Source organism: Ramlibacter rhizophilus (assembly GCF_004681965.1).
GTDB lineage: Bacteria > Pseudomonadota > Gammaproteobacteria > Burkholderiales > Burkholderiaceae_C > Ramlibacter > Ramlibacter rhizophilus.
Genome location: NZ_SMLL01000004.1, coordinates 222606 through 234912 on the forward strand (window position 1 = coordinate 222606; position 12307 = coordinate 234912).

Annotated in this window: 10 protein-coding genes; all 10 read left to right on the forward strand. The window is 68.8% G+C overall.

Annotation, left to right across the window (positions count from 1 at the left end; genetic code table 11):
* Positions 1-5 precede the first annotated feature (5 nt).
* The 10 genes from asnB to EZ242_RS11045 all read left to right on the forward strand — a co-directional run bounded on the left by asnB (position 6) and on the right by EZ242_RS11045 (position 12177).
* Complete coding sequence (gene asnB / locus EZ242_RS11010) at positions 6-1880, forward strand: asparagine synthase (glutamine-hydrolyzing) (RefSeq protein WP_135285211.1); 1875 nt, start codon at positions 6-8, stop codon at positions 1878-1880.
* A 10-nt stretch (positions 1881-1890) separates the two neighbouring features.
* Positions 1891-2817: a methionyl-tRNA formyltransferase gene (locus tag EZ242_RS11015; RefSeq protein WP_135285212.1), complete on the forward strand. Its 927-nt coding sequence runs from the start codon at positions 1891-1893 to the stop codon at positions 2815-2817.
* Between the two features lie 10 nt (positions 2818-2827).
* On the forward strand, positions 2828-3601 hold the full coding sequence (locus EZ242_RS21995; protein WP_167784713.1) for a polysaccharide deacetylase family protein: 774 nt from the start codon (positions 2828-2830) through the stop codon (positions 3599-3601).
* On the forward strand, positions 3598-4116 hold the full coding sequence (locus EZ242_RS11020; RefSeq protein WP_167784714.1) for a GNAT family N-acetyltransferase: 519 nt from the start codon (positions 3598-3600) through the stop codon (positions 4114-4116). Before EZ242_RS21995 ends, EZ242_RS11020 begins: the two co-directional genes overlap by 4 nt.
* The gene (locus EZ242_RS11025) at positions 4113-4814 is read left to right on the forward strand and encodes a WbqC family protein (protein ID WP_167784715.1); all 702 of its coding nucleotides are present in this window, start codon (positions 4113-4115) and stop codon (positions 4812-4814) included. The genes EZ242_RS11020 and EZ242_RS11025 overlap by 4 nt, the downstream gene beginning before the upstream one ends.
* Positions 4811-5956 (forward strand): ABC transporter ATP-binding protein, encoded by a 1146-nt coding sequence (locus EZ242_RS11030; RefSeq protein ID WP_135285215.1) that lies wholly within the window; start codon positions 4811-4813, stop codon positions 5954-5956. Before EZ242_RS11025 ends, EZ242_RS11030 begins: the two co-directional genes overlap by 4 nt.
* Positions 5953-7128: an ABC transporter ATP-binding protein gene (locus EZ242_RS11035; protein WP_135285216.1), complete on the forward strand. Its 1176-nt coding sequence runs from the start codon at positions 5953-5955 to the stop codon at positions 7126-7128. The genes EZ242_RS11030 and EZ242_RS11035 overlap by 4 nt, the downstream gene beginning before the upstream one ends.
* Positions 7128-7919, forward strand: coding sequence for an ABC transporter permease (locus EZ242_RS11040; protein ID WP_135285217.1), 792 nt, complete (start codon positions 7128-7130; stop codon positions 7917-7919). The genes EZ242_RS11035 and EZ242_RS11040 overlap by 1 nt, the downstream gene beginning before the upstream one ends.
* 2 nt (positions 7920-7921) lie before the next feature.
* On the forward strand, positions 7922-9433 hold the full coding sequence (locus EZ242_RS22400; protein WP_240787053.1) for a hypothetical protein: 1512 nt from the start codon (positions 7922-7924) through the stop codon (positions 9431-9433).
* 428 nt (positions 9434-9861) lie between these two features.
* Entirely contained in the window at positions 9862-12177 is a 2316-nt protein-coding gene (locus EZ242_RS11045; protein ID WP_276606539.1) for a glycosyltransferase family protein, read from the forward strand.
* Positions 12178-12307: the final 130 nt, after the last annotated feature.

Here is a 12307-nt window from a genome sequence, read left to right on the forward strand (position 1 = left end):
CTCCCATGTGCGGCATCGCAGGTCTGTTGAACGCCGCGGGCGCGCCCGCCAGTCGGGAGCGGCTGCAGGCCATGGCAGCGGCCATCGCGCACCGCGGTCCCGACGGCGAGGGCTTGTTCACCGACGGCCCCGCCGGCCTCGCGCACCGGCGGCTGGCCATCATCGACCTGAGCGACCGCGCGGCGCAGCCCATGCACAGCGCCGACGGACGCTATGTCCTCAGCTACAACGGCGAGATCTACAACTACCGCGAGCTGCGGCGTGAGCTGGAAGCGACCGGCCATGTCTTTCGCACCGCCAGCGACTCCGAGGTCCTGCTGCAGGCCTGGGTCGCCTGGGGGCCGGCGGCCCTGCCGCGGTTCAACGGCATGTTCGCCTTCGCGCTGTGGGACCGCCAGCGTCGCACGATGGTGCTGGCACGCGACCGCTACGGCATCAAGCCGCTCTACGTCCGTTCAGACGCCGCGGGGCTGTCTTTCGCCTCCGAAGCCAAGGCGCTGCGCGCGGACGGCTTCCGGCTGGACCGCGAGGCGCTGTCCGAATACCTGAGCTTCCAGAATTTCTTCACCGGGCGCACGCTGTTCGCCGGAGTCCAGATGTTCCCGCCCGGCAGCTGGGCCGAGGTGGAGGCCGGCGGTGCGGCGGTGCTGCGCCCACGGGCCTACTGGGACTGGCACTTCCAGGAGTCCCACGCCGGCGCCAGCGACGAGGAGTACCTCGAGGAGCTGGACCGGCTCTTCGAGCAGGCTGTGCGGCGCCAGCTGGTCTCCGACGTCGAGGTCGGGGCCTACCTGTCCGGCGGCATCGATTCCGGCGCCATCACCGCGGTGGCCGCCCGCCAGCACCCCTACATCAAGAGCTTCACCACCGGGTTCGACATGACCTCGGCCTCGGGCGTGGAGCTCGGGTTCGATGAGCGCGCGCGTGCCGAGCGCATGTCCTACCTGTTCCGCACCGAGCACTATGAGGTCGTGCTCAAGGCGGGCGACCTCGAGCGCGTCATGCCCAAGCTGGCCTGGCACCTCGAGGAGCCCCGGGTCGGGCAGAGCTACCCCAACATGTACGTCTCGCGCCTGGCGTCCAAGTTCGTCAAGGTGGTGCTCTCGGGCGCCGGCGGCGACGAGGTCTTCGGCGGGTATCCGTGGCGCTACTACCGCGCGGTGGTCAACGACGACTTCGACCACTACATCGACAAGTACTTCCAGTTCTGGAACCGGCTCCTGCCCGAAGGCGTGCTCCAGCAGGTCCTGGGCCCGGTGTGGAACGATGTGCGCCACGTCGACCACAAGGCCATCTTCCGCGGCGTGTTCGCATCCCATGCCAACGAGATGCAGTCGCCGCAGGAGTACGTCAACCACTCGCTGTATTTCGAGGCCCGCACCTTCCTGCACGGCCTGCTCGCCGTCGAGGACAAGCTGGCGATGGCCCACGGGCTCGAGACGCGCTTGCCGTTCCTGGACAACGACCTGGTCGACTTCGCCATGCGGCTGCCGGTTCGACTGAAACTCGGCAACCTGGGCGACGTGGTCCGGCTCAACGAAAACGAGCCCGGGCCCAAGACCGCGCGTTATTTCCAGCAGACCCGCGACGGCAAGCTGCTGCTGCGGCGCATGGTCTCGCGCCACGTGCCCGACGAAGTCGCCTACGGCCTCAAGCAGGGTTTCTCGGCCCCGGACGCCAGCTGGTTCCGCGGCGAGAGCATCGACTACGTGCGCTCCATCGTGCACAACGACCAGGCGGCCATCTACCAGTTCCTCGACCCCGCCAGCACCCGGCGGCTGGTGGACGAGCACCTGCGCGGCAGCGAGAACCGCCGCCTCCTGATCTGGTCCCTGATCAGCCTGGAGAACTGCTTCCAGCAGTTCGGCATCGCCTCATGAGGAGCCTGACGTGAGGATCGTGTTCCTGGGCGCAAGCCAGTTCGGGCTGCGATGCCTGGGCGCCCTGGCCGGCCTGCCGGGTATCAGCCTGGCCGGCGTGGTGACCGCACCGCGCACCTTCGCCATCTCGTACCGCCCCCAAGGCGTGACCAACGTGCTGCATGCCGACGTGGCCGGCTGGTGCGAGGCGCGCGGCTTGCCGATCGCGACGCTCGGGCCGCAGGGCATGCGCACTCCTGGCCTGTGGGATGCGGTGCAGCAGTGGGAGCCCGACGCGTTCGTCGTGGCCGGCTGGTACCACATGGTGCCGAAGGCCTGGCGCGAGCTCGCCCCGGCCTACGGGCTGCACGCCTCGCTGCTGCCGGCCTACCGCGGTGGTGCGCCCCTGGTGTGGGCCATGATCCATGGCGAGCGGCAGACCGGCATCACGCTGTTCGAGTTCGACGACGGCGTGGACACCGGTCCCATCGTCGCCCAGGCGTCCACGCCGATCGCCGAGGACGACACCATCGGCACGGTCTACGCGCGCATCGAAGCGCTGGGCGAGCGGCTGCTGGTCGAATCGCTGCCCGGTCTTGCAGCCGGAACGCTGCGTCCGCGTCCCCAGCCGGAGGGGGCGGGGCAGGTCTTCGCGCAGCGCGGCCCGGAGGACGGCCGCATCGACTGGCACTGGCCGGCTCGTCGGATCCACGATTTCGTTCGTGCCCAGACCCGTCCGTATCCGGGCGCCTTCTTCCTGGATGGCGCTCGACGGGTGACGGTCTGGGCCGCCCGCGTGGCGGCGCCCGCCGGGCTCCCGCCGGGAGACGTTGCGATGGGTGACGACAATGGGGTGCGGGTAGGCGCCGGCGAAGGAACGGCTCTCGAGCTGCTGGAGCTGCAGATCGATGGGCACGACATGCCTCCGACAGCCTGGGTGCGCTCACGCCATGCCTGAGGAGCCGGCCATGAGCCACCGCCACCCCGCTGAGACGGCGAACTCGGTGAAATACCGCTTCGCCGACTTCACCCACGAGCACTACCGCGAACTGCTCGCCAAGGCCGGCGAGCGGTATGTGTTCCGAACCTATGAGGACTTCGTTCCCGGCGAGGCGTTCGTGCTGTGGCGCCACGACCTGGACTTTTCCGTGGCCGACGCCCTGCCGCTGGCGCGGATCGAGGCCGAGCAGGGGGTGCGGGCCACCTATTTCGTGCTCCTCAACGGTGACTTCTACAACCCTTTCAGCCGCGCCAACCTCGAGCGGCTCAGGGAAATCGTCGGGCTCGGGCACGCCATCGGACTGCACTTCGATTTCGCGCACCACCGGCCTGCCGACGAGGCCGACCTGTGCCGCCACGTGCGCTCCGACGCTCAGCGCCTTGAGGACGCCTGTGGGGTGCCCGTTCGGGCCTTCTCCTTCCACAACCCGGTTGCCGAGTCGCTGGCCTATGACGCCGACCGGTATGCGACGCTGGTCAACACGTATGCGCGGTACTTCCGCGATGAGGTGGCTTACTGCTCCGACTCCAACGGCTACTGGCGCCACCAGCGACTGCAGGATGTGCTCGATGCTCCCGCCACGCGTGCGCTGCAGGTGCTCACGCATCCGACGTGGTGGACCGCCGAGGTGATGTCGCCCCACGAGAAGGTCGAGCGGACCGTGGCCGAACTCGGTCGCACCCTGCTGCACGATTACGCGGCCGTGCTGGCGGCGCACGGCCGCGAGGACATCGACTGGTGACCATCGAAGCCCAAGCCCGCGCCCTGCTGCGGCCCCTGCGCGACGAGGACAGCGACACGCTGTTCCGATGGATCAACGATCGCGAGACCGTGGTTTTCAACGCGCCCTTCCATCCGGTGACGCGTGCCGACCACGAGCGCTGGTTCGAGCGCGTGCGCCGCGACCCGTCCCTGCGGATCTTCGCCATCGACGAGGTCCCCGGTGGCCGCCTGGTCGGCAGCGCCCAGCTGCTCGACATCTCGCCGCTGCATCGCAGTGCGCAGCTGCAGATCCGCATCGGCGAGGCCGACGCACGCGGCCGTGGCATCGGAACGGAGGCGGTGCGCCTGCTGCTGGCGCAGGCCTGGGGCGAGCTGGGCTTGCACCGGGTCGCGCTCACCGTGCGCGCGGACAACGCGCGGGCGATCCGGGCCTACGAAAAATGCGGGTTCGTGCGGGAGGGGCTGCTGCGGGATGCTGCCCTCATCGAGGGTCGGTACGTGGATCTGGTCTGCATGGGGGTGCTGTCACCTTGAGCCGTGTTGCAGCCATCCACCAGCCCAACTTTTTCCCGTGGCTGGGCTACTTCGACAAGATCGCACGCAGCGATGTGTTCGTGGTGCTGGACGACGTCCAGCACCAGAAGACGGGCAGCAACTGGTCGACGCGCGTGAAGCTGCTGGTGTCGGGCGAGCCGCGCTGGGTCAGTGCGCCGGTGCGCCGCCCCGCCCATGGCACGGTGTTGCTGCACCAGCTCCAGTGGGATCCGCTGCAGCCCTGGCGCGAGAAGCTGCTGAAAACCCTGGAGCTGAGTTACGCCCGGTGTCCGCAGTACGAGGAGACCATGGCACTGGTCGAACCCCTGGTGCGCAACCCCGAGCCGGGCGTGGCCGCCTACAACCTGCACGCGGTGCGCGGCATCGCGCAGGCCCTGGGGCTCGCGACCCCCTTCGTGCTGGCCTCCTCCTTCGCGGTGGCCGACAGCGCCAGCCAGCGGCTCGCCGCGCTCACCGCAGCGGCCGGCTGCGACAGCTACCTGGCCGGCGCAGGCGCACAGGACTACCAGGATGGCGGTGTGTTCGAGGCCCGTGGCATCCGGCTGGTGTGGCAGGACTTCCGGCCCCGGCCCTACCCGCAGCGCGGCCTGGCCGAGTTCGTCCCGGGGCTCTCCGTGATCGACGCGCTGATGAACGCGGGCCTGCGCGGCACCCGCGAACTGCTGGAACTCCCATGAGCGCGACCGCCATCACCATCAACACGGTCACCAAGCACTTTCCCAAGACCGGCCGCATCGGCATGAGGGCGTTGTTCACCGGAATCCCGCCGGACCAGCGATTCACGGCCGTGGACCGGGTCAGCCTGCGTGTTCCCAAAGGCGAGGTGGTGGGCGTGCTGGGCCGCAATGGCGCCGGCAAGAGCACGCTGCTGCGCCTGGTAGGCGGCATCTACTCGCCCGACGGGGGCAGCGTCGCACTCACCGGCGACCTGGCCGGGCTTTTCGAGCTGGGCGGCTTCGGCAACACGCAGCTCACGGGGCGCGAGTTCGCTTTCCGGTATCTGGACCTGTTCGGCGTCAATCGCGGCGAACAGCCCGCGATCGTCGACGACATCCACGACTTCTCCGAGCTCGGCGCCTATTTCGACGAGCGCATCCGCACCTACTCGGCCGGCATGTCCGCGCGGCTGTACTTCGCCGCGGCCACCGCCATTCCGCACGAGATCTACCTCATCGACGAGATCCTGTCGGTGGGCGACGAGCACTTCCAGGCCAAGTCGTGGGCCCGCATGCGCGAGCGCCTTGCCGGCGGCGCCTCCGGCCTGCTGGTCACGCATGACTGGTCGGCCGTCATCAAGCTGTGCCGCGAGTCGCGTGTGATGGACGCCGGCCGCGTGGTGCTGGCGGGCCGCTCCGACGCCGTGGTCGCCGGCTACCTGGACCTGCCCCTGCCGGCGGCCGACCGTGCACGGCTGCTGGAGCCGCCGCCCGAGGCACTTCGCGCCGAAAGCGGGCGGGACTGCACCCTGTCCTTCGACATCGAAGTGCTGGAGCCGATTGCGGTCCGCGCCGCGGTGTCCATCGAGGTGCTGCAGCTCGGGGTCGGCTGGGAGCCGGTGATCCTCACGGAATTCCAGGACGCCGGCCGCGGGCCCGGGCGCCTGCGCATCGAGCTGAACATTCCGGCCTTGCCGCTGGGCCCGGGCGAGTACTCGCTCAGCTTCTTCCTGAACACGGCGCCGGACCCGCACACCGGCTCGGTCGACATCCTGGACGCACGGGCCTGGACCTACGGCAACGGTCTGGTGTTCACCGTCACCGGCGAAGACACCGGGTGTGGCGTCGCGCCCTTCCCGGTCCGGTGGTCGGAGGAACCATGAGCCCCGCATCGCCCACCAGCCTGGCCATCCGGGCCGAGGACCTGTGCAAGCACTATGCGCTGGGGCACGGCCAGCCGCCCAAGAAGGCGATCGACGGTGTCACCTTCCGGATCGGGGAGGGCGAGCGCGTGGGCTTCATCGGCCGCAACGGCGCCGGCAAGACCACGCTGCTGCAGATGCTGGCCGGCATTGCCGAGCCCAGCGGCGGAATCCTGCACGTCGATGGCAAGGTCACGGCCATCTTCACGCTGGGCATGGGCCTGCGCGAGGACCTGACCGGGCTGGAGAACATCTTCGTCGAGGGTGAGCTGATGGGGCGCACGCGCGAGCAGACGCAGGCCCTGGTGGACGAGATCGTCGCCTTCGCCGAACTCGGCGCCTTCATCGACCGGCCGGTGCGCACCTATTCCACCGGCATGAAGGCTCGCCTGGCGTTCTCCACCATCGTGCACATCGAGCCGGAGATCCTGATCATTGACGAGGCCCTGTCAGTCGGGGACGTGAAGTTCGGCGCCAAGGCCACCGCGAAGATGCGTGAGCTGACGCGCAAGGGCCGCATCCTGATCGTGGTGTCGCACTCGATGGGCGCGATCGAGGACATGTGCAGCCGCTGCCTCTGGATCGACGAGGGTCGCATTCGGCTCGACGGTCCCCCGTCCGAGGTGACCCGCGCCTACCTCGACGAGGTGCGCCGCGCGGACGAGGCCAAGCTGTCCGAGCGCTTCCGGCACCAGCTCGTGAACGAGTCGCTGCTGCCGGGATGGTCGATCGACGCGGCCGAGATGCAGTCGGCCGAAGGCCTGGTGGTGCAGCACGTGGTGACGGGTGATTCCTGCGCCTTCTCGGCCCGCGTCCGGGCCCCGGCCGGGGAAGGCTTCCAGGCCGTGCTGGGGCTGCACCGGCTCGATGGGCTGGCGGTTCTGGAAACCACCTGTCGCTTCGACGGACAATCGGCAGCCATGTGCGCGTCCGGCGAGCGCCGGCTTCACCTCGATTTCGGCCGGCTTCCGCTCAACTACGGGCTGTACAAGGCGCAGCTCGAGATCCGCACTGATGCGGGGCCGGCAGCCCGGCGGGCCGTCCTGTTCGAAGTCGTGAATCCGCGCCCGCCACGCGGCGGGCGCCCCGTGCTCGTGTATCCCTCCACCCTGACCGTGACCAAGACAAGCTGATGACGCTGCTCGGATTCGATCGTCGCGATCTTTCCACCACCTGGAACTTCTTCCGCATGTTCCTGCGCGACCGGTTCCTGGGTTCCCGCCTGGGAACGGTGTGGGCCCTGGTCAACCCCTTGCTGATGCTGGGCACCTACACCTTCGTGTTCGGCTTCGTCTTCAAGTCCAAGCTGCCAGGATCCGACACCACCCTGGCCTTCGCGACCTGGCTGATCGCCGGCTATGGCCCCTGGCTGGCGATCAGCGAGTCCTTGAATTCGGCCTCGCAATCTGTCGTGGCCAACGGGGGGCTGGTCAAGAACATGGCGTTCAAGACCGAGTGCCTGCCGCTGGCCGCCAGCCTGCTGGGCATGGTGCCGCTGTCCATCAGTGTGGTGTTCGCGTTCACGCTGCTCTTCATCGACGGCAACTATCCGACCTGGCACGCGCTGGCAGCCGTTGCAGGCGTGGTGATGACCTTCGCCTTCGTCGCATCCCTCGGGCTCGGTGCGGCAGCCGTGACGCCGTTCGTCCGCGACTTCGGCGTGATGCTCCCCAGCCTGCTGATGATGCTGCTGTTCGCGACGCCGATCTTCTATCCCCTGGAGGCGATGCCGGGCAAGCTGCGGGCGATCTCGGCCTGGAACCCGTTCTATCTCACGGTCGATTTCATCCGTTCGCCGCTGATCTATCACACGATCCCGCCGCTCAAGCAGTGGCTGTTCGTTGCCGGGGTCACGGCCTGCATCGGCCTGGTCAACCTGCGCCTGTTCCGGCGGCTCAAGGGCAATCTTTCTTCGGTGGTGTGAGCGTGCCTGCCATGCTGAACGAAACGGTGATGAACGGTGCGCAGGCCTCCTGCACGCCGGGCGGCGGCGATGCCGCCCCGGAGTTGAACGTCCTGCTGCTCTATCACTCGCGGCAGACGTTCACCAACACCGTGTTCGAACACGTCGACGCTTTTGCCCGGTTCTCGTCGCACCGCTACTTCTTCTGCCACCACGACGAGTCGGATCCGTTCCTGGTGGATTTGTCGAAGTTCGACGCGGTCGTCATTCATTACTGCCTGCGCATGCCGATGGACCAGGTGTCGGCCCAGGCGGCGCAGCGCCTTGCCGCCTTCGAGGGCACGAAGGTGCTGTTCCTGCAGGACGAGTACGAGAGCACCTACCGCACCTGGCACTGGATCGAGCGGCTGGGCATCGACCTGGTTTTCACGGTCGTTCCGCAGCCGCACGTCGCGCGCATCTATCCGCCCGAGCGATTCCCGCGCACCCGTTTCGTGAGCAACCTCACCGGCTACGTGCCCGAAGCCGTCGCCGAAGCGCGCGCGGTGCTACCCCCCTCGCAGCGGTCCACGCTGGTCGGCTATCGCGGGCGGCACCTGCCCCTCATCTATGGCGCGCTGGGCCGCGAGAAGGTCGGCGTCGGCCTCCTCGTGCGGGCCTACTGCGAGCGGCATGGCCTGCCCCACGACATCGAATGGCGCGAGGAAGCCCGCATCTACGGCGAGGCCTGGTACCCCTTCGTCGCCTCGTGCCGCGCCATGCTCGGCTCCGAAAGCGGCGCCAACGTCTTCGACTGGGACGGCACCCTGCGCTCACGCATCGCCACCTGGCTCGCGGAACACCCGGATGCGACGGAGGACGAGGCCTACCAGACTGTGGTGCGGCCGCTGGAGATGCCCGGGCTGATGAACCAGGTGTCGCCCCGCATCTTCGAGGCGATCGCCCTGCGGACGGTGCTGGTCCTCTTCGAAGGCAGCTACTCGGGTGTCGTCGAGCCCTGGACCCACTACATCCCCTTGCGCAAGGACGGCAGCAATCTGGACGAGGTGTTCCGCCTGCTGCAGGACGGCGACTTCGTCGACGCCATGAGCGAACGCGCGTGGCGCGACGTGATCGGCTCGGGTCGCTACGCGTACTCGGCCTTCATCCGCATGGTCGACCAGGAACTGCTGGCGTGCCACGCGGCATCGCTGGCAGCCCGCGCTCCCGAAGGGAGCCGGCACGCCCTGCTGCAAGGCGGGCAGGGTCATCCCACCGATCTGACCACCTTACCCATCCGCTGTCCGCCGCCGGTGGCCGCCGTGCCCGTGGAGCCGCCGAATCCCGAGCCGATTCCCGTGGCGCCGGCCGAACCCCTGAGCCGGTGGAATCGGCTGCGCCAGGCCGCGGTGCTGGTCTGGAGCTGCCTGCCCCGGCCGGCGCAGAACGCACTCCGGCCGATCGTCAATGGCGTGCTGCGACCGATGGCGCGGGCGCTGCATCGCCGGCGCCGAGACCGCCTGCAGCGGCGGCGGACAACCGCGGCCCACAAGTGAAGCAAGACATGGATTCCCCACTCGTTCACCGGCAGCCCCTGTGTGCCGATCTGGGCGGCCACGATGGCGTCGTGATGCTCACATGGTCCAACTGGGTCACCGAGCCGCGAAGCAACCGCTACCACTACGCCGCACGGTTCGCGGCCCGTGTGCCGGTGCTGTTCCTGCAGCCGACGCTCGAGCCGGGCCAGCCGGCGTCGGTCCAGTCCTGCGAGATCGGGGGCATGGAGGTCATCTCGTTCGCCGACCCGATGGACGCGCAGACCTTCGGGCTGATCTCTCGCCGATTGATCGAGCGTGGTGTGCGCAAGCCGCTCCTGTGGATCTACAGCAGCCTGCATTACGACGGCCTGCTGCGGGCCTGGCCGCAGGCCCTGCGCGTCTACCACGCGACCGAGGACTACCTGAATCATTCGGCCCAGATGGAGATGGACAGCTACCAGCGAGTGGCTGACTCCGTGCGCCGGCTGCTGCCCCAGGTGGACCTGCTGGTGGGCGTGAGCGAGCGCGTGGTGAACGCCTACGTGGAGCAGGGCGGCTACCGCGGGCCCACCCTGCTGGCGCCGAACGGTTGCGACGCAACATTTTTCGAATCGGCGGCGAGCTGCTCCCCGGCCGCGCCAGGGGAGCGCATCTGCATCTACCAGGGCGGCGTCAACAAGCGCGTGGACTTCGCGTTGCTGCTGCAGCTCGTGCGGCTGATGCCCGATTGGGAGTTCCGGTTCTGTGGCCAGGCGACCACCGGCCTGGAGGGCTGGGAGCAACTGCTCAGGGAACCGAACGTGCGTCACCTGGGCGCGCTCGCCCCGGATGCACTGGCGCGCGCCATGTGCGAGGCCACGGTGGGGCTGATTCCCTTTGTCCAGGACCGCTGGATCCGCAATTCGCTGCCGCTGAAGGCCTACGAGTACGTGGCCTGCGGCCTGCCGGTGGTCAGCATCCCCATCGATGCCTTGCAGGGCGAACCGGGGCTGTTCCGGTTGGCGGACACGGCGCCCGCGTTTGCCGACGCCGTTCGCGCGGTCGCGCCCAGCCGGTCCGATCCGGCCGCCCTGCGCGAGCGCGCCGCGGCAGCGCGGTGCAATTCGTACGATGCCCGGTTCGACGCCGTGACGGCGTCGCTTCGGGCGGTCGCGCAGACGCGCCGCGCCGGCCGCAAGCGGCTGAACGTCGCGGTCCTCTATGACGATGGCTCCGTCCACGTGAACACGGTTCGCGAGCACCTGGAGTCCTTCGCCCGCTACTCCAGGCATCAGATCGTCTACGTGCCCGCTACCGGGGGCGAGCCGGCGCAGTTCCGCTGGTCGGGGCGAGCCGCCTTGGACGTGTCCGGCGGGCCGGACCTGAGCGCCTTCGATGTGGTGGCGGTGCACTATTCGGCGCGGGTCAGCGTCGAAGGCCACATGCCGCCGGTCGTCGAGCAGGCGCTGGCACGCTTCCATGGCCTGAAGCTGCTGTACATCCAAGACGAGTACGACACCCCCGAGGTCACGCTGCGCTGGATCGACCGTGTCCAGCCCGACCTGGTCTACACCTGCGTGCCCGCGCAGGATCGCGAGAAGGTCTACAGCAGCGCGCGCTTTCCGGCCACCGAGTTCCTGCCCACGCTGACCGGCTACGTGCCGGAGGACGCGTCCATCGACGACCACGCGCTGCCACTGACGCAGCGCCCGCTGCTCATCGCCTACCGCGGGCGCAAGCTGCCGCCGATCTATGGCCATCTCGGTTACGAGAAATACCTGATCGGCCGCACGGTTCGCGAGTTGGCGGATGCGCGCGGCCTGCCGGTCGATGTCGAGGTGGATGATGCCAAGCGCATCTACGGCGCCGACTGGTACCGGTTCCTCGGCTCGGCGCGCGCGACATTGGGCACGGAGAGCGGCTCCAACCTGTTCGATTTCGACGGCAGCGCGGCGGCGCTCATCGAGCGCGAACTCGCGCGTGATCCGCAGGCCGATTACGCCACCCTGGAGCCACTGCTGCGGGGCTACGAGCAGGCGGTCCGGATGAACCAGGTGTCGCCGAAGATCTTCGAGGCGATCCGCACGCGCACGGCGTTGGTGCTGTTCGAAGGCGAGTATTCGGGCGTGGTCCGCGCCGGCGAGCACTACATTCCGCTCAAGCGGGACTTCTCCAATTTTGACGAGGTCGTCCATCAACTGCGCGATGACGCCTTCGTCACGGCGCTCACCACGCGTGCCTACGACGACGTGATCCGGTCGGGGCGCTGGAGTTATCGAACCTTTGTCGAAGGGTTCGATGCAGACATCGAGCAGCGGGTGCTGCGCGAGACCGGCCTGGCGCTCTTGTGGGTCCCGCTGTTCGTGCGCGACGTTTCGGGCGCGTTCGAACACCTGCAGGCCACCACGCCCCAAGGCCTGCTGCTCGCGGACCGGGCCTGCGACCGCCACGGCAAGGCGGCCCTGGTCTCGCAGACCTCGTCGCCGTTGCAGCCCTGGCTGTTCTCGCCGCCGTCGCAGCCGCAACCGCAAGTGGCCGCCGAGGTTGCGCCGCCGCCCAGCCCGGGATTGCCACCGCCGAAAGGCCCGCTCTATCACCTCGGCAAGGCCGGATGGTCGATGCTGCCGCGAGCCGTCCAGCGTGGGCTGGGGTGGCGATTGCGCGCCCTCGCGATACAGGCGGATCTGCCGCCGGGCGCGGTCAACAAGCTGGTGGCCGCAGCCTGGACCCTCACGCCACGGCCCGCCAAGAAGGCGCTGCGGCAGGCCCTGGGCGGCTCCTAGGAGCGTGGGCGGCAGAAATCGGGCGCGCGCCGGGGTGCCACAGGGAGTCAGGCTAGGCGTCCGGCGAGGCCGTGTGGCTTCGCCACACAACGAGCCGGCAACGACGCCTGGCGCCCTGTGGCACCCCGGC